Origin of the sequence: Microbacterium sp. NPDC089698 (assembly GCF_044749045.1) — a bacterium.
GTDB lineage: Bacteria > Actinomycetota > Actinomycetes > Actinomycetales > Microbacteriaceae > Microbacterium.
This window is the reverse complement of sequence record NZ_JBIVHE010000001.1, coordinates 204126-230212: the sequence shown is the minus strand read 5'-3', so window position 1 is coordinate 230212 and position 26087 is coordinate 204126. Positions and strand designations below refer to the sequence as shown.

21 protein-coding genes are annotated in these 26087 nt (G+C 69.1%); 8 read left to right on the top strand and 13 right to left on the bottom strand.

The annotated features are described in order from the left end of the window. Positions 1-67 precede the first annotated feature (67 nt). Positions 68-1090, top strand: a complete 1023-nt coding sequence (locus ACIPY5_RS01060) for a sugar-transfer associated ATP-grasp domain-containing protein (RefSeq protein WP_400965642.1) — start codon at positions 68-70, stop codon at positions 1088-1090. 69 nt (positions 1091-1159) lie between these two features. Here the strand turns inward: ACIPY5_RS01060 and ACIPY5_RS01055 are convergent, their stop codons facing one another. From ACIPY5_RS01055 to ACIPY5_RS01045, 3 genes are all read right to left on the bottom strand, one after another. Next, positions 1160-1864: a coenzyme F420-0:L-glutamate ligase gene (locus tag ACIPY5_RS01055; RefSeq protein WP_309341595.1), complete on the bottom strand. Its 705-nt coding sequence runs from the start codon at positions 1862-1864 to the stop codon at positions 1160-1162. Further along, the gene (locus ACIPY5_RS01050; protein WP_400965638.1) at positions 1861-3108 is read right to left on the bottom strand and encodes an RNA polymerase sigma factor; all 1248 of its coding nucleotides are present in this window, start codon (positions 3106-3108) and stop codon (positions 1861-1863) included. The genes ACIPY5_RS01055 and ACIPY5_RS01050 overlap by 4 nt, the downstream gene beginning before the upstream one ends. A gap of 225 nt (positions 3109-3333) precedes the next feature. Beyond that, on the bottom strand, positions 3334-4269 hold the full coding sequence (locus tag ACIPY5_RS01045; RefSeq protein WP_309341593.1) for a PAC2 family protein: 936 nt from the start codon (positions 4267-4269) through the stop codon (positions 3334-3336). A gap of 110 nt (positions 4270-4379) precedes the next feature. Here ACIPY5_RS01045 and ACIPY5_RS01040 point away from each other — a divergent pair, with 110 nt between their 5' ends. The 3 genes from ACIPY5_RS01040 (at position 4380) to sucB (ending at position 9032) form a co-directional block, all read left to right on the top strand. After that, on the top strand, positions 4380-5858 hold the full coding sequence (locus ACIPY5_RS01040) for a leucyl aminopeptidase (protein ID WP_400965635.1): 1479 nt from the start codon (positions 4380-4382) through the stop codon (positions 5856-5858). Beyond that, a complete protein-coding gene (gene lpdA / locus ACIPY5_RS01035) occupies positions 5855-7228 on the top strand; it encodes a dihydrolipoyl dehydrogenase (protein WP_400965632.1) in 1374 nt (457 codons plus the stop codon). The genes ACIPY5_RS01040 and lpdA overlap by 4 nt, the downstream gene beginning before the upstream one ends. Positions 7229-7325: 97 nt before the next feature. Continuing rightward, on the top strand, positions 7326-9032 hold the full coding sequence (sucB, locus tag ACIPY5_RS01030; protein ID WP_400965629.1) for a 2-oxoglutarate dehydrogenase, E2 component, dihydrolipoamide succinyltransferase: 1707 nt from the start codon (positions 7326-7328) through the stop codon (positions 9030-9032). Positions 9033-9038: 6 nt separating this feature from the next. Here sucB and ACIPY5_RS01025 read toward each other — a convergent pair whose 3' ends face one another. Then, positions 9039-10586 carry a hypothetical protein gene (locus tag ACIPY5_RS01025; RefSeq protein ID WP_400965626.1) on the bottom strand — a complete coding sequence of 516 codons (1548 nt, stop codon included), beginning with the start codon at positions 10584-10586 and terminating at the stop codon, positions 9039-9041. Positions 10587-10742: 156 nt separating this feature from the next. Here ACIPY5_RS01025 and ACIPY5_RS01020 point away from each other — a divergent pair, with 156 nt between their 5' ends. Continuing rightward, a complete protein-coding gene (locus ACIPY5_RS01020) occupies positions 10743-11453 on the top strand; it encodes a DUF4191 domain-containing protein (RefSeq protein WP_309341588.1) in 711 nt (236 codons plus the stop codon). A 74-nt stretch (positions 11454-11527) separates the two neighbouring features. Here ACIPY5_RS01020 and ACIPY5_RS01015 read toward each other — a convergent pair whose 3' ends face one another. Beyond that, positions 11528-12724 carry a RimK family alpha-L-glutamate ligase gene (locus ACIPY5_RS01015; RefSeq protein ID WP_400965623.1) on the bottom strand — a complete coding sequence of 399 codons (1197 nt, stop codon included), beginning with the start codon at positions 12722-12724 and terminating at the stop codon, positions 11528-11530. Positions 12725-12741: 17 nt separating this feature from the next. Here ACIPY5_RS01015 and ACIPY5_RS01010 point away from each other — a divergent pair, with 17 nt between their 5' ends. Beyond that, a complete protein-coding gene (locus tag ACIPY5_RS01010) occupies positions 12742-13233 on the top strand; it encodes a RimK/LysX family protein (RefSeq protein WP_309356980.1) in 492 nt (163 codons plus the stop codon). 6 nt (positions 13234-13239) lie between these two features. Here the strand turns inward: ACIPY5_RS01010 and ACIPY5_RS01005 are convergent, their stop codons facing one another. The 5 genes from ACIPY5_RS01005 to ACIPY5_RS00985 all read right to left on the bottom strand — a co-directional run bounded on the left by ACIPY5_RS01005 (position 13240) and on the right by ACIPY5_RS00985 (position 16956). After that, complete coding sequence (locus tag ACIPY5_RS01005; RefSeq protein WP_400965619.1) at positions 13240-13716, bottom strand: GNAT family N-acetyltransferase; 477 nt, start codon at positions 13714-13716, stop codon at positions 13240-13242. Between the two features lie 71 nt (positions 13717-13787). Beyond that, on the bottom strand, positions 13788-14216 hold the full coding sequence (locus tag ACIPY5_RS01000; RefSeq protein WP_309356979.1) for an RDD family protein: 429 nt from the start codon (positions 14214-14216) through the stop codon (positions 13788-13790). A gap of 60 nt (positions 14217-14276) precedes the next feature. Beyond that, complete coding sequence (locus ACIPY5_RS00995) at positions 14277-14978, bottom strand: ABC transporter permease subunit (RefSeq protein WP_309356978.1); 702 nt, start codon at positions 14976-14978, stop codon at positions 14277-14279. Continuing rightward, positions 14975-16039 carry a methionine ABC transporter ATP-binding protein gene (locus ACIPY5_RS00990; RefSeq protein ID WP_400965614.1) on the bottom strand — a complete coding sequence of 355 codons (1065 nt, stop codon included), beginning with the start codon at positions 16037-16039 and terminating at the stop codon, positions 14975-14977. The genes ACIPY5_RS00995 and ACIPY5_RS00990 overlap by 4 nt, the downstream gene beginning before the upstream one ends. Positions 16040-16044: 5 nt before the next feature. After that, entirely contained in the window at positions 16045-16956 is a 912-nt protein-coding gene (locus tag ACIPY5_RS00985) for a MetQ/NlpA family ABC transporter substrate-binding protein (RefSeq protein ID WP_400965611.1), read from the bottom strand. Positions 16957-17177: 221 nt separating this feature from the next. Here ACIPY5_RS00985 and glnA point away from each other — a divergent pair, with 221 nt between their 5' ends. Next, positions 17178-18602, top strand: a complete 1425-nt coding sequence (gene glnA / locus ACIPY5_RS00980; protein WP_309356975.1) for a type I glutamate--ammonia ligase — start codon at positions 17178-17180, stop codon at positions 18600-18602. A gap of 60 nt (positions 18603-18662) precedes the next feature. Here the strand turns inward: glnA and ACIPY5_RS00975 are convergent, their stop codons facing one another. After that, positions 18663-20498 (bottom strand): right-handed parallel beta-helix repeat-containing protein, encoded by a 1836-nt coding sequence (locus ACIPY5_RS00975; protein WP_400965607.1) that lies wholly within the window; start codon positions 20496-20498, stop codon positions 18663-18665. 202 nt (positions 20499-20700) lie between these two features. Further along, complete coding sequence (locus ACIPY5_RS00970) at positions 20701-22098, bottom strand: hypothetical protein (RefSeq protein ID WP_400965604.1); 1398 nt, start codon at positions 22096-22098, stop codon at positions 20701-20703. Positions 22099-22345: 247 nt separating this feature from the next. On the opposite strand from ACIPY5_RS00970, the gene ACIPY5_RS00965 reads away from it, so the two are divergent. Next, complete coding sequence (locus ACIPY5_RS00965; RefSeq protein WP_400965601.1) at positions 22346-23743, top strand: YibE/F family protein; 1398 nt, start codon at positions 22346-22348, stop codon at positions 23741-23743. Here ACIPY5_RS00965 and ACIPY5_RS00960 read toward each other — a convergent pair. Next, on the bottom strand, positions 23740-26082 hold the full coding sequence (locus tag ACIPY5_RS00960; protein ID WP_400965598.1) for a family 78 glycoside hydrolase catalytic domain: 2343 nt from the start codon (positions 26080-26082) through the stop codon (positions 23740-23742). The two genes, ACIPY5_RS00965 and ACIPY5_RS00960, sit on opposite strands and share 4 nt — an antisense overlap. Positions 26083-26087 lie beyond the last annotated feature (5 nt).

Genomic DNA, 26087 nt, shown 5'->3' with positions numbered 1-26087 from the left:
GCCCGGGGGTCTCGGAGGCAGGCCGCCTAGAATGGACCGGTTCCCGATCCCTCGACCCGGAGTACGCATGCCCTCGAACGGCCTCGGCCTCAAGTCCCGTCTCGGCTATCTCGCCGAGCGCGCCCGTCGCATCAACGTCGGCTCGGTGATCGAGCGCGCCAAGGAGGCGTCCGCGCAGCACGGCAAGGCCGTCCCCGCCGTGGTGGTGGACATGCTGTGGTCGGCCGGGCGTCACAACGTCGGATTCCAGGACTACATCGACTACGACTTCGCGATCCTGAACCGCGCCGAGCGGGCGACCTACATGACGCACCCGGTGTCGAACCAGATCTCGGAGCGCTACGCGCACCCCGACTACCGGCACCTGTTCCACGACAAGATCGAGTTCGACGAGAAGTTCTCCGACTTCCTCCGCCGCGAGTGGATGGTCGTGAAGCCCGGCAACGCCGACGAACTGCGAGCGTTCCTGGAGCGCCAGGGCACCGTGATCGTCAAGACGCCGATGGGGCAGGCCGGATCCGGCGTGTTCCGCTATCACGCCGCCGACATCTCCGACTGGGACGCGTTCCACGCCGACCTGCTCGGCCGGGGCCGCCTCCTCGTCGAAGAGGTCATCCGGCAGCACCCCGACCTCGCGGCGGTCTGCCCCGGCACGGTCAACACCACGCGCGTGACGGCCTTCTTCGACGGCGAGAAGACCCACATCCTCGCGATGGCGCAGAAGTTCGGCCGCGGTGAGGTCAGCGACCAGATGTCCTTCGGCGGCTTCTACACGATGCTGGACGACGACGGCCACGCCGTGAGCGCGGGCTACGACTCGCACGGGCACGTGCACGAGCTGCACCCCGACTCCGGCTTCCGCATCGCCGACTTCCAGCTGCCGATGATCGACGAGGTCAAGGCGTTCGTGGATCAGGTCGCCCGCGTCGTGCCGCAAGTGCAGTACGTCGGCTGGGACATCGTGGTCGGCCCCGACGGCCCCGTGCTCGTGGAGGGCAACTGGGGCGCCGGCGTCTACGAGAACAAGCCGAGCGTCTCGGGCATCCGCACCGGTCACAAGCCGCGCTACCAGGCCGCCATCAAGTTCTGAGGCCGGCACGGCCATGAAGAAGGCCGCCCCGTCGTGCTGACGGGGCGGCCTTCTTCGTGGAACCGCAGCTCAAGCGGGACGGATGATGCCCATCGGCGTCGACTCCGTGCCCTGACCGAGCGGATTGTCCTTGAGGATCGCGACGAGACGCTTCTCGGCGGTCTTGTCGAGCGTGGAGCCGAGGATGTTACCGCCGAGGTCGTTGATGTCGACCACGGCGACATCGCAGACGCCGCCGATCAGCTGCTGCATCTCGTGGGCCACCTCGCGAGGACGCGCGGGGCCGAGCACCACGGAGCGGTCGTAGGGCGGCATGGTGCCCTCGGTCGGCCCGTCGATCGCACGCGCCTTCTCCCCGGCGATGCGGTAGAAGTCGCCGCGTCGTCCGAAGGCCTTGGTCACGGCCGACACCGCCGCCGCGAACAGGATCCGGGGCGTTCCGCACTCGCGGAGCGCCATCTCCATGGTCTCCGGCATGCCGAGACCGATGCCGTAGGGCGTGCGGGTCACGTACTTCGACAGGAAGAAGGCCAGCTTGCGCGGCTGGATCTCCTCGAGCAGGAACGACCGGCCCTGCGTGATGCCGACGATCTTCTCGGTGATGAAGAGGAGGTCGCCCTTCTGCACCTCACCCGCGGCGTACTCGGTGACGATGTCGGCGAGCACGTCGCCGGGCATGACGACCCTGGTGCGGATCGGGATCCGCAGCCAGCGCGCGCCCTCGACAGAGATCTCGAGGTTCTTGCCGTCGTTGGGCTTCGCGTCCGCGCTCACTCGAGGTAGTCCCGCAGCGACTGCGAACGGCTCGGGTGACGCAGCTTCGCCATCGTCTTCGACTCGATCTGGCGGATCCGCTCGCGGGTCACGCCGAAGGTGTCGCCGATCTGGTCGAGCGTCTTGGGCTGGCCGTCGCCGAGGCCGAAGCGCATGCGGATCACGCCCGCCTCGCGCTCGGACAGGGAGTCCAGCAACTGCTCGAGCTGACGCTGCAGCATGGTGAAGCCGACCGCGTCGGCCGGGACGACCGCCTCGGTGTCCTCGATGAGGTCACCGAACTCGCTGTCGCCGTCCTCGCCGAGGGGGGTGTGCAGCGAGATCGGCTCGCGACCGTACTTCTGCACCTCGATGACCTTCTCCGGGGTCATGTCGAGCTCGCGGCTCAGCTCCTCCGGGGTGGGTTCGCGACCGAGGTCCTGCAGCATCTGCCGCTGCACGCGGGCGAGCTTGTTGATGACCTCGACCATGTGCACGGGGATGCGGATGGTGCGGGCCTGATCCGCCATGGCGCGGGTGATGGCCTGGCGGATCCACCACGTCGCGTAGGTCGAGAACTTGAAGCCCTTGGTGTAGTCGAACTTCTCGACCGCGCGGATGAGGCCGAGGTTGCCCTCCTGGATGAGATCCAGGAACTGCATGCCGCGACCGGTGTAGCGCTTCGCGAGGGAGACGACGAGACGCAGGTTGGCGCCGAGCAGGTGGCTCTTGGCCCGCTGACCGTCGCGGGCGACCCACTGCAGGTCGAGTCCGAGCTGGCTGGTCTTCTCGGCCGCCGACATCGCCGAGAGCTTCTCCTCGGCGAACAGACCGGCTTCGATCCGCATCGCGAGCTCGACCTCTTCGGCCGCGTTCAGCAGCGCGACCTTTCCGATCTGCTTCAGGTAGTCCTTGACCGGGTCCGCGGTGGCGCCGGTGATCTGCGTCGAGTACACGGGGACGTCGTCCTCGTCGGTCGAGCTGATCCGGATCGCGCCGGTCGGCAGCGGCTCGGTGAAGGCGGGCTTGGCGCCCTCCTCCTCGTCGCCGTCGTCCGCGGCGTCAGCGGGGGCCTCCTCGGACGCGGTGTCGCCCTCGGCGTCGTCCTTGCTCTTCGCCCTGGACGTCTTCTTGGCCGCAGGCTTCTTCGCCGCCGCCTTCTTCGAAGCCGCCGGCTCCGCGGCGTCGACGGCCTGGGCCTCGACCTCCTCGGGCTCGGCCTGGTCGTTCTTCGTCCGGGTGTTCTTCTTCGTGGCAGTCGTCACGTCTCGCCTTTCAACGGAGCGCTTGCGCGGGCGCCCTGTGGTTTTTCGGCCTGTGAGCCTCACGGCCCGTGCTCTTGCGGGCACTAGTAAGACCCTTGTCAAGTCCCCAGACCTCACGGATGGGTATTGACAACGGGTCGTCAGATAAGTATCGCACACTCTGCGCGCGCAGACGCCGGATCCCGCAATCCGCGTGGATCCTCTCGGGGCACTCCCGGGATCGGCTCAGATCCGGCCGTTCTTGTCCTCGTCGCCGCCCGGGCGCGAGGCCAGGAAGCGCTCCAGCTCCGCGGCCAGCTCGTCCGCGCTGGGGAGGGAACGCTCGTCGAACCCGGCGGGCGCCTCGTCCTCGAGCTCCAGTCCCGACATGTAGGCGTCGTAGCGGTGCTCGAGCGTGCGCACCATCTGTCCGAGCTCCTCGTTGTCGCGCACCTGCTCGTCGACCCGCTCCAGGTACTCGGCGCGCTTGTCGCGCAGCGCATCGGTGAGCAGCACCAGACCGGTCGCCGCCATCACCTTCTCCGCGGCCGTGAGCACCGCGTCCGGGTACTCGGTGTCGGCGAGGTAGTGCGGCACGAGCAGCACGAAGCTCGCGACGCTGCGCTCCGCCTGCACGAAGCGGTACTCCAGCAGATGCCCTGCCGTGCCCGGCACCTGGGTGCGCGGGCGCCATACGGAGTGCGCGGCGGTGAGCTCCGCCCTGTTGCCGCTCGCCGTGACCCCGATCGGCCGCGTGTGCGGCACCGGCATCGCGATCGAGTGCACCCAGGTGACGGTGGACACGTCGTACTCCGCAGCGAAGTCGAGAACGACGTCGGCGAAGGCGTTCCACGCGAAGTCGGGCTCGTAGCCGGCCAGCAGCAGGAAGGGGCGGCCGAGCGCGTCGTGCGCGAGCGACAGCTCCAGCCGGGCGGGCTTGAGCTCGGCGATGTGGTCCTGATCGAAGGTCAGCACAGGGCGACGCGCACGGTAGTCCAGCAGCAGATCGTTGTCGAAGACCACCACCGGCTGCGGATCCGTCGTCTCGGCGAGGTGATCGATGAGCCCGGACACCGCGGATCCCGCGTCCGTGAAGCCGGTCAGCAGGATGACGAGCGGCAGGCCGGACGGCACGCCGCCGGGATAGGCGACGCGTTCGTGGATCTCTCCGGAGATGGGCATGCCTCCATGCTACGAGTCGCCCCGCCGCCCGGATCCGCTGAGCGCTGAGAGCGAACACGCGGAGAGCCCATCCTCTCCCCCTGCACCGCGCCGAACCTAGGATGGAGTCCATGACGTCTCCTGCGCTCGAGCTGCACACAGGCGCTCCGGCGGACGCGAACGCAGATGCGGTCGTGCTCGTCGTCGCCGGTCTCACGGACACCCCGGAAGACCTGTCCCCCTTCTCCTCCACCCATGCCGCGCTGACCGCCGTGGGCTTCACCGGGAAGGCGGGCGCCTACACGCGGATCCCCGCCCCCGAGGTCGCCGACGTTCCGGTCGCCGTCGTGAGCGCCGGACCCGCCCCCGATGCGAACGCCGTGCGCGAGGCGGTCGGCGCCGCTCTGCGCACGCTCACCGGCTTCGACCGCGTGTCCGTGCTGCTCGGCGACGCCGTCGCGGAGCACGCATCGGCCGCCGCCGAGGGCGCGTTGCTGGGCGGGTACCGCTTCGACGACTACCGCTCCGGCGACCAGCCGAAGCGTGCGGGGACTGTCGTGCTGCACGCGGATCTCCCGGCGGAGGACGCCGCGCACGCCACCGCTCTCGCCGAGGCCGTGGCGCTGACGAGGGATCTCGTCACCACTCCGGCCGAGTGGCTCGGCCCCGATGATCTGGCGAAGCGCGCCGTCGAGGAGCTCGCCTCCCTCGACGTCACCGTCGAGGTGCTCGACGAGGCCGCCCTCGCCGCCGGCGGTTACGGCGGCATCCTCGGCGTCGGCCAGGGTTCCGAACGCCCGCCGCGCCTCGTGCGCCTCGACTACTCCCCCGCCGGTGCCGCCGGGCACATCGCGCTCGTGGGCAAGGGCATCACGTTCGACACCGGCGGACTGTCCCTCAAGCCGCCGGCGAGCATGGTCGGCATGAAGACGGACATGGCGGGAGCGGCCAGCATCCTCGCCGCGACCAAGGCCGTCGCGACCCTCGGCCTGCCGATCCGGCTCACGACCTGGCTGTGCATCGCGGACAACATGCCCTCCGGCTCCGCGATCCGCCCGGGCGACGTGCTGCGCTTCGCCGACGGACAGACCGTCGAGGTGCTCAACACCGACGCGGAAGGACGACTCGTCCTCGCCGACGGGCTGGTGGCCGCGAGCCGCGAGAACCCGGACGTGATCCTCGACGTCGCGACGCTCACCGGCGCGATCATCGTCGCGCTCGGCATGCGCCACACCGGCGTGTTCGGGGACGACGACACCGTGCAGGAGGTGCTGGCCGCGGCGTCCGCGACCGGCGAGGCCGCATGGCCGATGCCGCTTCCCGAGCACATGGAGGACGAGCTGAAGTCGCCGATCGCCGACATGGTCAACGCCAAGATCGGCGATCCCGCAGGCGGCTCGCTCTTCGCCGGCCTGTTCCTGCGCCGGATGGTCGGACGCACCTCCGACGAGGCCGACGCGCCGCGCATCCCCTGGGCACACCTCGACATCGCCGGCTCGTCCGAGCACAAGGGCGCCCCCTACGGCTTCACCGACAAGGGCGCCACCGGTGCGATCGTGCGCACGCTGATCGCCTTCGCCGAGACGCGCGCGAACGGGGCACGCGCATGACCGCTCACGCCTTCGACATCGTGATCCTCGGCGGCGGCAGCGGTGGCTACGCCGCGGCTCTGCGCGCCGCCGAGCTCGGCAAGTCCGTCGCCCTGATCGAGAAGGACAAGGTCGGGGGCACCTGCCTGCACCGCGGCTGCATCCCGACCAAGGCGCTGCTGCACTCCGCGGAGATCGCCGAGAACGTGCGTGACGCCGCCAAGTACGGCGTAGGCGCCTCGTTCGAGGGGATCGACCCCGCCGGCGTCCGCGCCTACCGCGAGGGCATCGTCGCGAAGAAGTACAAGGGCCTCGAGGGACTCGTCAAGGCGCGCGGCATCACGGTCGTGAGCGGCGAGGGTGCACTGCGCCCCGATCGGTCCGTCGCGGTCGGCGAGGACGTCTACACGGGCGCCGACGTGATCCTCGCGACCGGCTCGTACAGCCGGTCGCTGCCCGGCCTCGAGATCGGCGGCCGGATCCTCACGAGCGAGCAGGCGCTCGCGCTCGAGGAGGTCCCGCAGCGCGTCGTCATCCTCGGCGGCGGTGTGATCGGCGTCGAGTTCGCGAGCGTCTGGCGTTCCTTCGGCGCCGAGGTCACGATCGTCGAGGCGCTCGATCACCTCGCCCCGAACGAGGACCTCGCGCTGAGCAAGGGGCTGGAGCGGGCGTTCCGCCGCCGCGGCATCGCCTACTCGCTGGGCGTGCGGTTCGCGAGCGCGACCCAGACCGAGGACGCCGTCACGGTCACCCTGGAGAACGGCACCGCGTACGAGGCGGATTACCTGCTCGTCGCCGTCGGCCGCGGCCCGGCCACGGCGGGACTCGGTTTCGAAGAGGCCGGCGTCGCCATGGAGCGCGGCTTCGTGCTCGCCGATCCCGAGCTCCGCACGAACGTGGATCACGTCTGGGCCGTCGGTGACATCGTGCCGGGCCTGCAGCTCGCGCACCGCGGCTTCCTGCAGGGCATCGCCGTGGCAGAGCGCATCGCCGGACTGACCCCCGCGGTCATCCCGGATGCCCAGATTCCGCGTGTCACCTACTGCAGCCCCGAGGTCGCCTCGGTCGGCGTGACCGAGGCCGCCGCGATCGACGCCTTCGGGGCCGATGCGATCGTCTCCTACGAGTACAACCTCGCGGGCAACGGCAAGAGCGAGATCATCGGCACGGGCGGGCTCGTCAAGGTCGTGCGGCAGAAGGACGGCCCCGTGCTGGGCGTCCACCTGCTCGGCGACCGCGTCGGCGAACTCATCACCGAGGGGCAGCTCGCGGTGAGCTGGGAGGCGCACCCCGAGGACATCGCCCCGCTGATCCACGCCCACCCGACCCAGAGCGAAGCGCTCGGCGAGGCGTTCCTCGCCCTCGCGGGCAAGCCACTTCACGCATTGTGAAACTTTTCTTACGCATAGTGGAAATTGCAACTGGGCTGGACGCCTGGTTGCCCACTAAGCTGAACACCATCACGATCTTTCCTAAGGAGACTCCGTCATGAGCACACCCGTGGTCCTTCCCGCCCTCGGCGAAAGCGTCACCGAGGGCACTGTGACCCGTTGGCTCAAGCAGGTGGGCGACACCGTCCAGGCCGACGAGGGCCTGCTCGAGATCTCGACCGACAAGGTCGACACCGAGATCCCCTCGCCGATCACCGGCGTGATCGAGGAGATCCTCGTGAACGAGGACGACACCGTCGAGATCGGCGCGATCCTCGCCCGCATCGGCGACGGCTCCGGCGCATCCGCCCCGGCCGCCCCCGCTGCCGAGGCCGCCCCCGCCGCAGCTCCGGCTCCGGCCGAGGCGCCCGCGCCCGCCGCAGAGCCCGCCCCCGCCGCCGCAGCCCCTGCTGCTCCGGCCGCTTCCTCGGATGCGACCGACGTGCGTCTCCCCGAGCTGGGCGAGAGCGTCACCGAGGGCACCGTCACCCGCTGGCTGAAGCAGGTCGGCGATGACGTGGCCGTCGACGAGCCGCTGCTGGAGATCTCGACCGACAAGGTCGACACCGAGATCCCCTCGCCGGTCGCGGGCACGCTGCAGGAGATCCTCGCCGCCGAGGACGAGACCATCGCCGTCGGCGCGATCCTCGCCCGCATCGGCAGCGGCGCCCCCGCTGCTGCGGCCCCGGCAGCTCCGGCACCCGCCGCCGAGCCCGCTCCGGCTCCCGCCGCCGCTCCGGCTCCGGCCGCCGCTCCTGCCCCGGCCGCCGCTCCCGCTCCGGCCGCTGCTCCCGCTCCTGCCGCGGCCGCCCCGGCACTGGCTGCCGCCCCGGCACCGGCCGCTCCCGTCGCGGACTCCGGATCCGACTCGGTCTACGTGACGCCGCTCGTGCGCCGCCTCGCCGCCGAGAAGGGCGTCGACCTGGCGTCCCTCACCGGCACCGGTGTGGGCGGACGCATCCGCAAGGAGGACGTCCTGAACGCCTCCGCGGCTCCGGCCGCCGCTCCGGCAGCGGCTGCTGCTCCGAAGAAGGCCCGCGAGATCTCCCCGCTGCGCGGCACCACGCAGCCGATGTCGCGCCTGCGCAAGGTCCTCGCCGAGCGCGCGGTCGCGTCGATGCAGCAGACGGCTCAGCTGACCACGGTGGTCGAGGTCGACGTGACGAAGCTCGCCGCGTACCGCGACCAGGTCAAGGGCTCGTTCCAGCAGAAGACGGGCGACAAGCTGTCCTTCCTGCCGTTCTTCGCTCTCGCCGCCGCCGAGGCGCTGCAGGAGTTCCCGATCGTGAACGCCACGGTCGACGGCACCGACATCGTGTACCCGGCCTCGGAGAACATCTCCATCGCGGTCGACACCGAGCGCGGCCTGCTCACGCCGGTGCTGCGCGATGCCGCGTCGAAGAACGTCGCCCAGATCGCGCACGAGATCGCCGATCTCGCCGCACGCACCCGCGACAACAAGCTGAAGCCCGACGAGCTGGCCGGCGGCACGTTCACGCTGACCAACACGGGTTCGCGCGGCGCGCTGTTCGACACCCCGGTGGTGTTCCTGCCGCAGTCCGCGATCCTGGGCACCGGCATCGTCGTGAAGCGCCCCGGCGTGGTCACGGTGGACGGCCAGCAGGCCATCGCGGTGCGGTCCTACGTCTACCTCGCGCTGTCGTACGACCACCGCACGATCGACGGAGCGGACGCCGCGCGCTTCCTCTCCTCGGTCAAGGCCCGCCTGGAGGATGCGGACTTCGCCGCTCAGCTCGGCGCCTGACCACGGTCACGGGGGCTCAGCCCCTTCGGATGGCGGATCCGCGATGTCATACACATCGCGGATCCGCCATTCGGCGTTTCGGCGGATGATCACGATCATCTGCGCCTCCGGACCGGATCCGCTCCGGAGCGCGGCGATGTCGCCGTAGTCCTCGATGAGCTCCGCGGGCTGCGGCGCCGGGCGCAGAGCACGAGACGTCGCAGTGCCGCCGTCCCACACCTCGGCGCACGCCGGCTGCGGCGCGGCCTCGCACTTCCGCGCGGCGGCGATCAGCTCGCCGCCCGCCGCCTCGGCATCCGCCAGGGAGGACGCAGCGGGTGCCCGCGGAGGATCCGGCGCGACGGACTGTCCCCCACCCGCCGGAGCCGCACCGACGCGCGCACCCGGCGAAGGCGACTCACTCCCCGACAGCATGATCTCGGCCGCCCGCGACGTGCGGCCGGCATCGCTGCCACCCGGGTCGGAGGGCCACATCGCGCCGGTCACCGTGATCGCGGCCGCCGCCGCGACCGCCAGGACGACGGGTCCCCTCCATCGCCTGCCCCGCACCGGCCGCTCCAACCGCTCCGGCCGTCGTGGAGGCTCCGACGGCGCTCCGCGCAGGCGTCGGCGTGCGGCCCCGCCTGCTGCGCGCATCTCGCGGATCCGCTCGTATGCGTGCCCCGCTGCGCCTTGCAGCACCCGTATCCGTCCCGCCGCATCTCCGCCCCGTCGTCCTGGTGACCAGGTCCGCCGCGTCGCGCCGACCGCACGCCCCGCGGGCCGCAGCTCCCTCCGCCGTGGAGGATGTTGGTACCGCGGCAGGACCGGCAGCACTGACTCCTCCTCACCGCGCGCCGCCGTGAACTCGTCCACGATCAGTCGCACCGGTCGCGGCGCGGCGATCTCCAGCAGCTCGCCCTCCCATCGCGCGGCTTCGGCGCGGAGGCGACGCGGATCGCGCAGCGCCTCCGCGAGACGGGCCAGGACGCGCCGGAACGCGCGGTCCTCGATCCGCCCCTCCAGGTCGCGCAGCAGCTGCTCGCCCGTCGCGACCGGAGAGCCCTCCGCGCTCCAGCCCCCGACAGGGTCGATCACGAACACGGGCCGTGCCTCGTCCGTGAGCCACCAGCTGCCGTGCGGCTCGTCCCCCGCACCGCCGTCACGCACCTCGCCGAGGTCGCCGTCGCGGCGTCGCCCTCGACCGGACTCCGTCAGCCGGCCTTCGAGCTCGAGAATCCCGCGCAGGACGCTGACCGCGAGTGTGACGGCCTCACCATGCGAGATCCCGCCCGTCTCCCCCGCCTGCGCCAGCGCGGTGCGCACGGTCCGCACGCACCAGGGCAGCAGCACGTCCTGCCCGTCGGCCGTGAGTGCGACGTCGAGCGGAGCCGCCACGTGCTCCGCCCCCGAGAACGTCCACCCCGCCCAGCCGCGCATCCGCTCCGCGTCCACCCGCACGACCACGCCGGCGCGTGTGACGAGGTCGCCCTCGAACGGACCCTCGTCCTCCGTGAGCGTTCGGATGGTGCGGTGCGCACCGGCCACGATGATGCCCTTGCTGCGTTCCGTCATGCGCCCATCCCAGCGCCCCGGTGACCCCCGCGGTGCGGTCGATGCGCAATCCGTGCGCAGTCCGGTCTGCGCCGGTTCGGTGCAGGACGAAGCTGTTCGCCCAGCGCGTGTCAGGACGGGCCGTCACGAGCCCGTGGAATCGGTAGGCTGGAAGGCATGGCAAAAAGTCCCTCCGCGACGGAGAAGCAGCCCGGCTTCTTCTCGCAGCTGCGCTCGCTCTTCCGCTTCACCCGGGAGATCTACCCGTGGCTGCCCTGGGCGCAGATCGCGCTCCTGGTCGTCGGCGTCCTCATCGGCCTGATCGTCGGCTACCTCATCCCCCCGTTCCAGATCTGGAGCCTCGTGCTGTGGGGCATCACCGGCCTGCTGCTGGGTGTGCTGGGCGCCATGTTCCTGATGACGCGCCTGTCCACGACCGCGATGTACCGCAAGATCGACGGCATGCCCGGCGCCGCCGGCCACGTCATCAGCACCTCGCTCGGCCGCAGCTGGCAGGGATCCGAGGTCCCCGTGGGCGTGAATCCGAAGACGCAGGACGCGGTCTACCGCGCGATCGGCCGGGGCGGGATCGTGGTCGTCGCCGAGGGTGCACGCGGACGCCTCACGCGCCTCGTCAAGGACGAGAAGACCAAGGCCATGCGCGTCGCGCAGGGCGTGCCCGTGAACGTCTTCTACGTCGGCCACGGCGACGACGACGTCTCGATCGACAAGCTCTCCAAGACCATCAGGAAGCTCCCCAAGGCCATCGACAACGCGACCATGGCCGCCGTGATCAAGCGCATGGAGTCGGTCTCGCAGTCCGTCGCCTCGCTGCCGATCCCCAAGGGCATCGACCCGCTCAAGACGCGCGCACCGCGCCCGCGCTGAGCCCGCTCCTGACGCCACGAAGCGCCCGGTCCCCTCGCGGGGCCGGGCGCTTCGTCGTCTCAGCCGTGGATCCGTCAGGCGCTCGTGTCCGGCAGGTGCTCTTTCGGGAGCTTGCGCACCTTGGCCCGGCGGCGACGCCGCTCAGGGATCATCGAACGCATCTCGTCGAGCTTGCCGAAACAGAGCAGCCGGTCCTCGTCCTCGAGCACGACGTGCTTGCGCGGATTCGGGATGACCGTGACGCCGCGATGCAGGGTCAGGACCGTGATGTCGCGGTCCCACAGCCCGAGATCGCCGAGCTGCTTGCCGACCTGCTCGGCGCCCGCGTGGATGACGAGCTCCGCGACGCCGTACCCCGTGGAGACGCTCAAGCGCTGGCGCACGTCGATCTCGGGGAAGTTCACCTGGTTCGCGATGAAGTCGATGATCGCGCCCGCCACATCGAGCCCGGTGGCGGCTTCGATCCCCTGCAGGCCCGGCGAGGAGTTGACCTCCATGACCAGGGGCCCGTCCTCGCCCTCGAGCATGTCGACGCCCGCCACGCGCAGCCCCATGATCTGCGCGGCACGGACCGCGGTCTGCTCGTACACGGGGTCGAGCTGCACGGCCTCGACCGTGCCGCCCCGGTGCACGTTGGAGCGGAACTCGTCGCCGTTCGCGACCCGCCGCATCGCCGCGACCACGCGATCGCCGACGACGAGGGCGCGGATGTCCCGGCCGCGGCTCTCCGAGATGAACTTCTGGATCAGCACGTTCTGCTTCGTGGAGTGCAGCGTCTCGATGATCGCCTCTGCCACCTTGACCTGCGGGGCGAGGATGACCCCGATCCCCTGCGTGCCCTCGAGCAGTTTGATGACGACGGGCGCGCCGCCGACCCGCTCGATCGCGGGGCGCACGTCGGCGCGGTTGCGCACGAACGCCGTGGGGGGCATAGCGATGTTGTGCCGGGACAGGATCTGGTTCGCGCGGAGCTTGTCCCGCGCGCTCGAGATGCCGTTCGCGGTGTTCGGCGTGTAGACGTCCATCTGCTCGAACTGACGGACGACGGCCGTGCCGAAGTAGGTGATCGAGTTGCCGATGCGCGGCAGGATCGCGTCATAGTCGCTCAGCCGGCGGCCACGGAAATGCAGATCCGGTTCATCGGCTGTGAGGTCGATCGCGAAGCGCAGGGTGTTCAGCACCTTGATCTGATGGCCGCGCTGAATCGCGGCGGCACGGAGGCGCTGGGTGGAGTAGGACTGCGGGGCGCGCGAGAGCACGGCGAGCTTCACGGTGATTTCCTGCCAGGATGAGTGTTGTGGACCGACCTTCTCATTCAAGCACCCTTATCGGGTGGCGGGAGTGGGTGTCCCTCCCCGACGTCGGAATCCCCTGGATCAAGGCGAAGGTCGACACCGGCGCGCGCAGCTCCTCGCTGCACGCGCAGCACATCCGCGAGTTCGAGCGCGAGGGCGTCCCCTGGGTGCGATTCGACGTGCGCCCCTGGCAGGGCGCGCACGAGCTCGTCCCGGTGGAACTGCCCGTGTTCGACCGTCGCGACGTGCGCTCCTCCTCCGGGCACGCGCAGAGCCGGCTGGTCGTGCTGCTGGATCTCGTCCTGGTCGACCGCAGGGTCACTGCCGAAGTCACCCTCAGCAATCGGAGCGAGATGGGCTTCCGGATGCTGATCGGTCGCGAGGCTCTGCGTCAGGGGTTCACGATCGATCCTGCGCGCTCGTTCCTGGGCGGCAAGGCCCCGAAGACGTTCCGCCGTCTCAACCGCGGCCATACGGCCGCCTGAGCCCCGCTACAGGGCCTTGCGCATCTGCTGCGTGACCACCTCGTAGCCGGCGGATCCGTAGAGCGCGATCGCGGTGCGGTTGCCGCCGAAGACGTTCAGTTCGAGCGCGGCCGCGCCGTGCAGACGCGTCTCGACTTCGACCGCCTGCAGGAGCGCGCGGCCGAGGCCTTCGCCGCGCCTCTCGGGGAGCACCTCGATGTCGTACAGGAAGGCCACGCCGGGCGCACCCCGCGGGTGATCCAGGGCCACCCATGCTCGTCCGATCGGTGCACCGGCCTCGTCGAGGCCGCGCAGCACGAGCATGCGAGCCGTGGCGGGGCCGTCCGGCAGCAGCTCGGCGTTCTCCTCCTCGGCGCGCGCGCCGGCGCCTTCCGCCGGCCACCGCCCCGCGAGGACCTGATCCTCGGCGTACTCGCGCGCGAGTTCGCCGAGCCAGGCATCGCACTCGGCGTCGGTCATGGTCCGGACGGTCACGGAGGGCATGCACGCATCATCGCAGATCACGGCATCCCGCGGATCGCGCTCGGATCCGCAGCCGTGCAGCGCAACGGACCTCAGGCGCGGATGAGGACCGTTCCGACGGCCTTGTCGTGGAGGCCGCGCTGGTCGGCGTCGAAGATGACCGCGGGGATGACGAAGACGAGCAGCAGGGTGCGCACGATCGGGCGCCACAGGCCGACCCAGGCGCCGTTCACCATGACCAGCCGGAGGCCCACGATGCGATGGCCCGGGCTGCCGCCGATCGTCGGGATGAACAGGATCTGCAGCACCGCGAACACGATCATCGGCGCGAACTGGGTGAGCCCCGCCTCCTTGGGGAGCGCGAACTGCTGGAACCCGAGGAAGGCACCGGCGATGATCGACGCCGCCGCGTAGTCGATCGCGAGAGCCGCGATGCGCCGGCCGATCCGTCCGACGCTGCCAGTGCCGGTCTTGGGGAGGCCGAGGCGCTCTCCGGGGTAGGTCTGCGCGGTGTCGGACATCCCTCCAGCCTAGGCGACGCGCCGGTGCCGCCCCGCCGCCCAGCGGGCCGCATGCGCCCCTCAGCGATTGAGGATCCGCTGCGCCAGCCGGTTGCCGAGGAACTGCCCGACCTGCACGATCACCACGATGATCGCGACCGTGACCCAGGTCGCCTGCGCGTCGAACTGCTGGTAGCCGTACAGGATCGCGAAGTTGCCCAGACCGCCGCCGCCGATGTAGCCGGCCATCGCGGACATGTCGACCACGGCGATGAACATGAAGGTGTATCCGAGGATCAGCGGCGCGAGCGCCTCGGGGATCACGACCGTGAACAGGATCGAGAGGCGGCGTGCGCCGATCGCACTGGCCGCCTCGACGATGCCCGGATCCACCGCGACGAGGTTCTGCTCCACCACGCGCCCGATGACGACCGCGGCCATGATCGTCATCGGGACGATCGCCGCCGCGGTGCCGAGTGTCGACCCCACGACCGCCTTCGTCACGGGCGCGACCGCGGTCAGGAAGATGATGAAGGGGATCGGCCGGATCAGGTTCACGACGAGGTTCAGCGCATGGAACAGCACCGCGTTCTGGAAGAGGTTCCCGGGGCGGGTCGCGTACAGGAGCGCGCCGAGCAGGAGGCCGGCGACGCCGCCGATCACCAGGGTCACGACGACCATCACGACCGTCTCCTGCACGGACTGCAGAAGCACCGGTGCGAGGGATCCCCAGTCCGAGGACGGGACCAGGAGCGCGGTCCGGACGGCGGACGCGGCGCTCATCGCCGCACTCCCGACGTCGGCGCCGCGTCCTCGAGGAGCACGGCCCGCGTGCGCACGGAGAGTTCCTCGACGATGGCTGCGACGACCGTGCGCTCGGCGTCGATCCGGTACGTGAGCGTGCCGAGCTGCTGGCCGCGGATGTCGGTCACGCCGCCGTAGACGACCGTGCCGCGCACGCCGTGCCGGTCCAGCACGTCGCTGACGTCGTCGCTCGTGACCTCGTTCACGTCGACGCTGAGCAACTGGCCGCCGCGCGCCCTGAGCGCCTCCAAGGTCTCCCCCTGCGGCACTCCCTGGGTGACCGCGTCGACGAAGCGCGCGGTCAGCGCGGCACGGGGGTGCGCGAACACCCGATACGTGTCGCCATGATCGACGATCCTCCCCTGGTCCATCACGACGACCCGATCGCACAGCTCGTGCACGATCGAGATCTGATGCGTGATCACGACCATGCTGATCCCCAGACGGCGATTGATCTCGCGGAGCAGATCCAGCACCTCCGCGGTGGTCTGCGGATCCAGAGCGCTCGTCGCCTCGTCCGCGAGCAGCAGTTCGGGGCTCGTCGCGATGGCACGCGCGATGCCGACCCTTTGCTTCTGGCCGCCGGACAGCCGGCGAGGACGCTGACCCGCCTTGTCGGCGAGGCCGACGAAGTCCAGGAGCTCCGCGACGCGTGCGTCGATGTCGGCCTTCTTCCAGCCGGCGACCCGCAGCGGGTACGCGACGTTGCCGCGCACCGTGCGCGCGTGGAAGAGGTTGAACTGCTGGAAGACCATGCCGATGCGCCCGCGCAGGCCCCGCAGCTCCGCCGCCGACGCGCGACCGACGTCCACACCGAGCACCCGCACGGCGCCGGAGGAGGGGCGCTCGAGGCCGTTGATGAGCCGCACGAGCGTTGACTTGCCGGCCCCGGAGTACCCGATGACGCCGACGATCGAGCCGGGCTCGACCGTGAAGCTCGCATCCTCGACCGCGACGAACCCGCCGGGGGTCCGGGATCTCCCCGGGCCTCCGGCGGGATACGCCTTGGAGACGGCATCGAACGAGATGACCGATGCCATCCGGCTCAGCCCTTGGCCTTGAGCGCGGTCTGGAGCGAGGTGAGCTCCTCCCCCAGCTTCGCCGCCGTCCAGCTCGTCTGGAACTTCAGGTTCTTCTGATTGAGCGCCGTCACGGCCGCCTCGACCTCCGGCGAGTGGTAGGCGGCCACGAGCTTCGCCCAGCGCGGGTCGTCCTTCTTGTCGGCGCGGGTGACGAAGACGTTGATGTACGGGGCGAGCTTCGGATCGTCGAGGTTCTCCTTGAAGACGATCAGGTCGTCGCCGAGGCCGCCCTTCTGCGCCTGGGTGTTGTTCACGACGGCCGCCTGGGCGCTGCCGTCCTTGAGCGCGGTGACCGTCTGGTTCGCATCGACCGGCTTGAGTGTGATCGACGAGGTCAGCACGTCGTCCGGCGTGGCGAGCGCATCGCCCCCGCCCTTCAGGGTGAGCAGGCCCGCCTTCTGCAGGTTGAGCAGCGCGCGGGCGAGGTTGGTCGGATTGTTCGGCACCGCCACCGTGGCTCCCGCGGGCAGGTCCTTCACGTCGTGGTACTTCTCGGAGTAGAGCGCGAGCGGATAGACCGCGGTCGCGCCGACGGGGACCAACGTCCCGCCGTTCTTGACGTTGAACTGCGACAGGAAGATCAGGTGCTGGAACAGGTTCACGTCCAGCGCACCGTCCTGGACGCCCTGGTTGAGCTGGACGCCGTCGTTGAGCGTGCGGACCTCGAGGTCGATCCCCTCGGCCTTGAGCTTGCCCTTCAGGATCGTCCAGTACTGCTCGTTCCCGTCATCGGCGCCGATCACGATGTGCTTCGCGTCGGACGAGGAGGCGGACGAGGCCGAGGCGGATCCGGGCGCGCAGCCGGCGAGCGCCATCATCCCGACGGCCGTCACGGCGAGGGCGGACAGGAGGCGGTTCACTCGGTGCGTTGTCATGTGCAGGATCGAACCATCGACGGGCCCTCCGCCGCTCGCGAGGGCGACACGCTCCGTCATCCATGGCCACACGACGAAACACGGGAAGGATCCTGCGGCACGCTCGCAGCAACGGTCATCGTGTAACACGCCCGAAACATTCCAGACACGATCACGTCATCCCCTCCTCGTAACCTGCTTGCAGGTCGCTCGACCGCACCCGTTCCTCCAGGAGTTGATGCATGTTCACCACCCCCGCCGACGTGCTCGCGTACATCCGCGACAACGACGTCAAGTTCCTCGACATCCGCTTCACCGACCTGCCCGGCGTGCAGCAGCACTTCAACATCCCCGCGGCGACGGTCGACGAGGACTTCTTCGCCAACGGCCAGCTGTTCGACGGCTCCTCGATCCGCGGCTTCGCGTCGATCCACGAGTCGGACATGCAGCTCATCCCCGACGTGACGACCGCCTACATCGACCAGTTCCGCGAGGCGAAGACGCTCGTCATGGTCTTCGACATCTACAACCCGCGCACGGGCGAGATCTACAGCAAGGACCCGCGTCAGGTCGCCAAGAAGGCCGAGAAGTACCTCGCCTCGACCGGCATCGCCGACACCGCGTACTTCGCCCCCGAGGCCGAGTTCTACATCTTCGACGACGTGCGCTACTCCGTCACCGCCGGCGAGAGCTTCTACAAGGTCGACTCCGAGGAGGCCGCGTGGAACAGCGGCCGCGAGGAGGAGGGCGGCAACCTCGGCAACAAGACGCCGTTCAAGGGCGGTTACTTCCCCGTCGCGCCGGTGGACAAGACCGCGGATCTGCGCGACCACATGACGCTGAACCTGATCGAGGCGGGCTTCCACCTCGAGCGCTCGCACCACGAGGTCGGCACCGCCGGTCAGCAGGAGATCAACTACCGCTTCGACACCATGGTGCACGCGGCCGACGACATCCTGAAGTTCAAGTACATCATCAAGAACACCGCCGAGGAGTGGGGCAAGACGGTCACGTTCATGCCGAAGCCGCTGTTCGGCGACAACGGATCCGGCATGCACACGCACCAGTCCCTGTGGCTGGACGGCAAGCCGCTGTTCTTCGACGAGAACGGCTACGGCCAGCTCAGCGACACGGCCCGCTGGTACATCGGAGGCCTCCTCAAGCACGCGCACGCCGTGCTCGCCTTCACCAACCCGACGCTGAACAGCTACCACCGTCTGGTGAAGCACTTCGAGGCGCCCGTCAACCTGGCCTACTCCGCCGGCAACCGCTCCGCCGCGATCCGCATCCCGCTCACGGGCTCCAACCCGAAGGCCAAGCGCATCGAGTTCCGCGTTCCGGACGCCTCGGGCAACCCGTACCTCGCGTTCGCCGCGCAGCTGATGGCCGGCCTCGACGGCATCCGCAACCGCATCGAGCCGCTCGAGCCCATCGACAAGGACCTCTACGAGCTTCCCCCGGAGGAGGCCAAGAACATCCCGCAGGTGCCGAACTCCCTGCTGGACTCGCTTGAGGCGCTCCGCGCGGACCACGACTTCCTCCTCGAGGGCGGCGTGTTCACGAAGGAGCTCATCGAGACCTGGATCTCCTACAAGTACAACAACGAGATCCTCCCGATGGCCCAGCGCCCGCACCCCTACGAGTACGAGCTGTACTTCGGGGTCTGAGTCCACGGACTCTCAAGCCCGTCTCAGTCACGCCGGACTGAGACGGGCTTCTCTCGTCTTTCAGATGAATGTTCCGGGTGTGGTCTCGAGATAGGTACCTGTGCGTGTGCCCAGGTCCGCGTACCACGAGAGCGCACCCGTCAGATGGGTGCTGCGAATGACCGTGTCCAGCGTCGGTCCACCCGTGAGTCGATAGGCATGCGTCCCTCGACGGGTCTCAGCGACGCCCTCGATCGCGGGGTCGAGCGCGATCTTGTTCCCGTCGATCTGATTCCCGGAGGAGCCTCCGCCAAGGGTGACCGCTGCCGTTCCGGAGATCAGGTTCGAGCCAGTGATCCAGTTGTCCCTGATGATGCAGGAAGTCGCTCGGTAGAGGTAGATCGCGGAGTCGCCACTCGCGTGGATGATGTTGTTCTCGATGACCATCGCGGTCACGTCTCCTGCATACACCGCTGCCGTCATGTTGATGAAGGTGTTGCCCGCGATCCGTACCTGCTGCAGTTGGAGCGGGGGGATCGCACCCGCGGTCCGTATCCAAACGCAGATGCCTCGAGCACCTCGCTGTTCGAAGTAGTTGTCGACGATCTCCGTCTGGCGCACGTGCTCGTTGACCTCGACGAGACCACTGACCGCCGTCGTCGAATTCGCGACGAATCTGTTTCTCACGATGTGCACGCCTCTCGCAATGTTCGCGGAAGCGTTGTAGTCCGGCGCGATTCGAACGCGGCCGTCGAACGTGTTTCCGGAGAGCACACGACCCTCGCCGCCCATGACCTGCGCACAGTTCGTCGCCGTGCCGACGAATCGGGAGTTGGTGAGCCTGACGTTCGGCCCGCTGAGGTTGTTGACGTACTGGTGCGCACCGAGATTGGAGACGAAGTCGCAGTCATCGACGGTCACGTCGCGAGTGCCGAGGCGATACACGCCGATCCCGAACCCGCCGTCCGCGACTCCCGCTCTCCCGTTGTTCTGCAACCAACAGCGACGGATGACGACGTTGCTGCACGCGGTCGTGTCGCTGCTCGGCTCCACGTCGATACCGTTCATCGGCAGGGTTCCGCCCGCGCCTCCGGTGTTCACGAACCGCGAATCTTCGATCAGCACCCAGTCGCCGGCCTCGAGCGAGAGCCCCTGCCGACGATTGCCGTCGCAGATGACGTTCCTGATCGTCAGATTCTTCGGCACGACTCGGGTGTTGCCTTGATAGACGAAAGTGACGTCGATTCCATCTCCCCACATCTCCGTCACGGTGATGTCTTCGATGCGGATCTCAGATCCGCCTTGAATGGAGACGCCGTATCCCCATTCACCGGGATGCGCAGTGTCCGCGGGAGTGTGGGCTGCGCGGTCGCCGATGATCCTTCCTGGACCGGACACGCGAACCCTGTTCTTGTCGTAGATGCGGATGCACTGGTACTTGGACTCGCCTGTCGGGATCACACGGAACACGCCGCCCGCCGTGAAGCGAAGGTGGACTCCGCTCTTCATCGCAATGCCGCCCTGATCCAGGAGCGAGTTCCCTGTCGCGCCGGGAACATGACACTTGATCCAATAGTCGTCGTCGACGACGACCTCGCCCCCGCCCTTGCCCGCGATGTCGTCGATCGCGGCCTGGATTCCTGCGTTGGCGCCCTCCCCGCCGTTCTGGTCGACGGGAACGGCACCGAAATCTCGGACGTTCACGGATCGAACGGGCTGGGCACCACGCTTGATCAGGGACTTGGACGTGGCGGATGCGTCGTTGTCGATGAGAGAAGCAATCGACGTGTCGTCAGCGGGCGAAACGGACCTCGGCACGACTCCGGCTGTCGCCGCGACCGACAGCAGGCTTCCTGCGCCAGCGCCGGTGATGATGCCGACGCCGCTAATGAACTCTCTACGCCCCCACGCGCCCATGGCCCGATCCTAGGGCCCCGTTCGAAGATTGCCGCAATGGCGCAGGAACAGTTGGCCTCTCGACCTCCCCAGCCTCGAATCGCGCCGCACACGCGCGACCTTCCATCGGAGGATGGAACGATCAGGCATCCAAGGACCCACCATCAAAGGAGAGCGTCTCACTCCAGACAACCGGTGTGTGACGCTCTCCTTCAATGAGTCGCTACGCGGCGTAGATCACTGGGAAATTGCCGCCCATGTTTACGGCGTCGATGTTGCCGGAGACGCCGGCGCCGGTGGACTGCCTGGTCCACGCTCCGTTGATGACGGAAGTGACCGTCACGGTCCATCCTTCATTGGCGATGATCGTCGGGTACCCGCCGCCCATGTCGACTGCGGTGAGGCTCCCGCTTGTCGGCTGCCCGGTCGACTGCAGTTGCCATCCAGCGCCAGGCCAGATGATGTGAATGATGCCGTTGATATTGGTGACGATCTGCGGTGAACCGTTGACCAGTACCGCCTTGAAGTTGTCGCCGATCGACGTCCCGCTGTTTCCCATCTGCCAGCCACTGTGCGAGGTGATGACGTACATGACGCCGTTGATGTTCGTGAACGCTTCAATCTCTCCCGAGGGAAGCCGCACCGCCGAGATCTTCCCCGTTGTGGTCAGCCCGGTCGACATCTTGTGCCAGCCGCTGGAATCCGCATACACGTGGAAGATCACGCCGCTCTCAACGGCAAGTAGCTGCGGGAACGGTTGACCGACGTTCAGTGCAGCGATGCTTGTCGCGTTCAACGCGAGACCGGAATCGAGACGGGTCCACGCACCGTTGCGCACGGTCACGACTTGCATGTGCCCGTCATAGCTGCCGTAGATGTCGGCCCATCCACTGCCCATGTTGACGACCGAGAACGCGCTGGACATGCCCTGCCCGACAGGGATCGAGCTCCAGCTCCCGCCGTGAACACCGAACTCACTCAACGCCGATGCGGTGTTCTGAATTGGACCTGTGCCGCCCGTTCCTTGGTATTCGAAGTGGTTGTGGTTGCACGTGTCAGGGAACTGGACCCAACCCGCTGGGAGGCTGATCGTTCTGTTACCGCAACCGGCTTGCCCGACGCCGGCCGGCGTCGCGAGAGCCTGGAACATCGCGTTGATCAGACTGATGTCCTGCGCGGTGCTTCCCGTAGACCAGACATTGTTGACCTGGTCGATATCGATTGCGTGCCCGCCACCGTTCCGATAGTGATAGCTGGTGGCACTGCTGCCAGACGTGTCATCGATGCAGTAGCGGTTCAGAGACGAAACACGGAGTCTGAACCCCTGATCCACCACGACGGATTTGAGCGCCTGAAGGATCGCGGTGTCGACATAGCAGTCACGTCCCCCGACCGAGCGAATCGTGCCGTTCGCGTAAGCCTGGATCTGAGCCATGGGCTCTGCCTCCCCGTAGAGGCGGCCAGTCGCGAGAATCTGCTGAGCCAGCTGCTGCGTACCAGCCGGCGGCGTTGTCGCCGAAGCAGCCGTGGCGGGCAAGAGCGAACCAAGGCCGACAAGCGCGGCGACGAGGAAGGTGAGGTATGCGCGTTTGCGTAGGCCCGGAGGCGCGTTTCGTGTCATGGGGTCAACGTATTGGCGAGCGACAGCGCCGCGCTGTCCCCACTTAGACCTACAGACGCGGTATGCCGCTCCCACCACAATCCACCGCGCGGACGCCTCGACGCGCGCACCGGCATGCGCGGCTGAGCGCGCTCCGAGGCTTACCGTTGCCTGGGGGCGGAGGAGGACTGCGATGGGCCACGGACACTCGCACGCATCGTCGACGCCTCGGGACGTCGCCGTCGCGCGAACGCCGAAGCGGATCCTCTTGACGATCCTCGTTGTCATCGGAGTCACCACGATCGTCGGGCTTCTCCTCCTCTGGCCCTCCGGCGGGGCGCCGACCGGTTCCGCGTCCGCTGCGCGTCCGGGCCAGGGGACGACCTATCCGACCGGCGAGATCACCGCCATCACGCCCGGATGCAACGTGGCCTCGCCCACCGGCGATTCCGGGTCATCGGGCGGCGTCGGAGCCCCCGACGGATCCGGCAGTCCTGCAGACCCCTCGGTGGCATCCGGCTCCGCAGGCAGCGCGAGCGGGCCGGGAGCGGGCACTGCAACGGGGTCCGGCGCTTCGGCCTGTGCGATCGCGAAGGTCAAAGTCGATTCGGGCCCGCGAAAGGGCGACACCGTCACCATCATGCTGAACGGCCCGTTCGCCCATGCGGGGCTCCGCCCTGGCGACCGGCTCGAACTCATGGACGTCCAGCTCCCGTCGACCCCCGGCGTCGTGCAGCCGGGAGGAGTCGATCCCGGGATCTCGGCGTTCGGCGTCGTGCGGACGATCCCGCTGGCGGTGTGGGCGGGCCTGTTCGTCCTCGTCGTCGTGGCAGTCGGTCTTCTCCGCGGCCTGCTCGCGCTTATCGGGCTGGTGTTCAGCGGCGCGATGATCGTGATGTTCATGCTTCCCGCACTTCTGCACGCGGGACCGGCGATCCCCATCGCGCTCGTCGCGTCTTCCGCCATCCTCTACGTCGTCCTCTACCTCGCCCACGGCGTCTCGATGCGCACGAGTGCGGCTCTTGCCGGCACGCTGGCCGGGGTCGCCGTCACCGCACTGCTCGCGCAGCTCGCCGTGAGCACCACACGGCTCAGCGGCATCGACGAGAGCGCCGGATTCCTCGCCCCGATGGTGCCTCAGGTCGACTTCCAGGGGCTGCTCACGTGCGCGATCATCATCGCCGGGCTGGGCGTGCTCAACGACGTGACCATCACGCAGAGCTCTTCGGTCTGGGAGCTGCGCGCGGTCGCCCCCGAGCTGTCGCGTCGGCAGCTCTTCGTACGGGCCATGCGCATCGGACGCGACCACATCGCGTCCACGATCTACACCATCGTGTTCGCCTACGTCGGAGCGTCCTTGAGCGTCGTGCTCCTGCTCTACGTCTACAACCAGCCGATGCTGAACCTGCTGAGCCTCGAGGACATCGCGACCGAGATCGTCCGCACCCTGTGCAGCGGCATCGGGCTCGTGCTCGCCGTGCCGTTCACCACGGCCATCGCCGTGGCACTGGTCCCTCCGCGAGCAGCCTCCGCCAAGGGAGAGCCCGCGTCGGCGGAACTGCCCGAGGACGATGCCGCCAAGGTCGAGTGGCTGCGCACCCTCCGCACCGTGGAGAGCCCGCTCTTCCCCGTCGCGGACGCGAGGACAACCGGCGAGCGGGCCTAACCCTCCGACTCCCCCGTCGACACCCACGGCCGGGACGCGGCGCTCCGCACCACGACCCCCGGGAACGACTCCTCCCACTCGTGGGCGCCCGCCCCCACCTCGACCGCGAATCCTGACGGCAGCGAGACCTCGGCGGTCACGCCCTCGGGGATCGTCGCGACCACCCGCAGCCTCCCGCCCTCGACGCTCCATCCCGTCGCGATCCTGCCGTGACGCGAGTCCAGCGCGGTCTCGGCGGAGGTCAACCCCGTCTCGGGCGGCCGCGGTGCGATGCGGACGCGGGAGTGTCCTGGTGCGGCGGGCGCGAGGCCGGCGACCACGCGATGCAGCCACGTCCCGACGGCGCCGAACGCATAGTGGTTGAAGCTCGTCATCTCGCCGGGGTTGATCGTGCCGTCCGGCAGCATCGAGTCCCAGCGCTCCCACATCGTCGTCGCGCCCATCGTCACCGGATACAGCCATGAGGGGCACCGCTCCTGCAGCAGCAGCCGGTACGCGGTCTCGAGATGTCCCGTCTCCGACAGCGCCGTGAGGATGAACGGCGTCCCGGCGAATCCGGTCGTGATGACGTGCCCGGACTCTGCGACGAGCTCGGCCAGCCGATCCCCCGCAGCCGCGCGATCCGTCCCCTCCACCAGTCCGAACGCGATCGCGAGCGCGTACACGGTCGGCGCATCGCTGTGGATCCGTCCGTCACGCACCCAGTGCTCGGCGAAGGCGCCGCCGATGCGCGTGGCCAGCGCAGCGAACTCGGCCGCGTCGTCGTCGCGCCCGAGCACGAGCGCGGTATCCCGCGCGATCACGACGGAGCGATGGACGCACGCGGTCGCGACGACCGCCGGATCCGCCTTCGCCAGGTGCGGCGCGTCCGGCGGCGCGGTCGGATCCAGCCAGTCGCCGAGCTGGAAGCCGCCCTCCAGCAGATCCCGCGGAGACAGCGCGGCGGCGACACGGCGGACGTGCCCGGTCATCGACGCATACTGCTCCCCGAGCACCCCGGGATCCCCGTAGGCCTCGTACATCGCCCACGGCACCCAGCAGGCCGCATCGTTCCAGAGCGCGATGACGAGGCTCGACCCCATCGCCGCGGCCATCGCCCCGATCTCCTCGTATTTCAGGTTGTCCGGGACCACGATGGGGATCCGGCCGTCGGCGTGCTCCTGCTCGACGGCGAGATCCCGCAGCCAGTCCGCGAGGAACGCCTCCGTGTCGTAGAGGTAGACCGCGGTCTCCGCGAACGCGGCGAGGTCCCCCGTCCAGCCCAGCCGTTCATCGCGCTGGGGGCAGTCGGTGGGGACGTCGACGAAGTTGCCGCGCATCCCCCAGACGATGTTCTCGTGAAGGCGGTTGAGGAGGGGATGCGAACTGCGGAATGTGCCGGTGCGGGTCAGATCGGATCCGATCACGACCGCCCGCAGCGCCTCCGCGAGATCCTCATCGGCACCGGACCAGCCGGACACCTCCACGTACCGGAACCCGTGGAAGGTGAGCGTGGGTTCGAAGACGTCGTCGGCGCCGGACAGTACGAAGACATCGGTCGCGCGTGCGCGCCGCAGCGGCCGTGTGCCGAGCTCCTCCGCATCGAGCACCTCGGCGTGACGCAGGGTGATCTCCTGGCCCGCGGCGCCGCGCACCGACAGCCGGGTCCAGCCCACGAGGTTCTGGCCGAAGTCCGCGAGCAGCGCCCCTGCGGGCGAGCGCCAGACCCGGATCGGCGAGATCTCCTCCTGCCTGCGGACCGGCGGAGAGGTGTAGGCGGCGAGCCGCGCGGCGTCGAAAGGCACGATCCGCACTCCGCCCTCTCCCGGCATCGGCGCTGCCGCGAAACGATCGGCCGCGGAGATCCGCCGGTCGATCCGCTGCCCGTCGTAGAGGTCGTCGGCGGTCGTCTCCGTGGGCACCGAGGTCCAGGTCTCGTCGGTCCCGACGGTCTGCACATGGCCGTCCGCGAACCTGATCCGCAGTTCGACGAGCGCGGCGCGTTCCGAGCCGTGCACCTCCTTGCTGCCGTCCCATCCGAGGTGCCCGGCGTACCAGCCGGATCCGATGACCGCCTCGATCACCGCGCGCCCGCCCGCCCGCCCGGCGAGGACGGGAGTCGCATCCCACTGCGCGTATCGCAGCCGCCACTCGTAGCTGGTCCAGCCGGGCGTCAGCAGGTCCGTCGAGACGGGCGCGCCGTTCACCCGCACCTCGCAGACGCCGTGCGCGGTCGCGAGAACCTCCGCGGCGACCACCGGCCCATGATCCGGATCGAGAGCGAAGACCCGGCGGACGGCGGGGGCTCCGTCGATCGCCTGGTCCGGGGTGATCATGAGGGCGGTCGGTGGCGTGGTCACGGAGG

What these genes read in the sequence shown, in the direction of transcription:
- ACIPY5_RS01060 (WP_400965642.1), top strand. Translation starts at nt 68, where the DNA reads ATGCCCTCGAACGGCCTCGGCCTCAAGTCCCGTCTCGGCTATCTCGCC.
- ACIPY5_RS01045 (WP_309341593.1), bottom strand. Translation starts at nt 4,269, where the DNA reads ATGCCCATCTCCGGAGAGATCCACGAACGCGTCGCCTATCCCGGCGGC.
- ACIPY5_RS01040 (WP_400965635.1), top strand. Translation starts at nt 4,380, where the DNA reads ATGACGTCTCCTGCGCTCGAGCTGCACACAGGCGCTCCGGCGGACGCG.
- lpdA (WP_400965632.1), top strand. Translation starts at nt 5,855, where the DNA reads ATGACCGCTCACGCCTTCGACATCGTGATCCTCGGCGGCGGCAGCGGT.
- sucB (WP_400965629.1), top strand. Translation starts at nt 7,326, where the DNA reads ATGAGCACACCCGTGGTCCTTCCCGCCCTCGGCGAAAGCGTCACCGAG.
- ACIPY5_RS01025 (WP_400965626.1), bottom strand. Translation starts at nt 10,586, where the DNA reads ATGACGGAACGCAGCAAGGGCATCATCGTGGCCGGTGCGCACCGCACC.
- ACIPY5_RS01020 (WP_309341588.1), top strand. Translation starts at nt 10,743, where the DNA reads ATGGCAAAAAGTCCCTCCGCGACGGAGAAGCAGCCCGGCTTCTTCTCG.
- ACIPY5_RS01010 (WP_309356980.1), top strand. Translation starts at nt 12,742, where the DNA reads ATGAGTGTTGTGGACCGACCTTCTCATTCAAGCACCCTTATCGGGTGG.
- ACIPY5_RS01005 (WP_400965619.1), bottom strand. Translation starts at nt 13,716, where the DNA reads ATGCCCTCCGTGACCGTCCGGACCATGACCGACGCCGAGTGCGATGCC.
- ACIPY5_RS01000 (WP_309356979.1), bottom strand. Translation starts at nt 14,216, where the DNA reads ATGTCCGACACCGCGCAGACCTACCCCGGAGAGCGCCTCGGCCTCCCC.
- ACIPY5_RS00995 (WP_309356978.1), bottom strand. Translation starts at nt 14,978, where the DNA reads ATGAGCGCCGCGTCCGCCGTCCGGACCGCGCTCCTGGTCCCGTCCTCG.
- ACIPY5_RS00990 (WP_400965614.1), bottom strand. Translation starts at nt 16,039, where the DNA reads ATGGCATCGGTCATCTCGTTCGATGCCGTCTCCAAGGCGTATCCCGCC.
- ACIPY5_RS00985 (WP_400965611.1), bottom strand. Translation starts at nt 16,956, where the DNA reads ATGACAACGCACCGAGTGAACCGCCTCCTGTCCGCCCTCGCCGTGACG.
- glnA (WP_309356975.1), top strand. Translation starts at nt 17,178, where the DNA reads ATGTTCACCACCCCCGCCGACGTGCTCGCGTACATCCGCGACAACGAC.
- ACIPY5_RS00975 (WP_400965607.1), bottom strand. Translation starts at nt 20,498, where the DNA reads ATGGGCGCGTGGGGGCGTAGAGAGTTCATTAGCGGCGTCGGCATCATC.
- ACIPY5_RS00970 (WP_400965604.1), bottom strand. Translation starts at nt 22,098, where the DNA reads ATGACACGAAACGCGCCTCCGGGCCTACGCAAACGCGCATACCTCACC.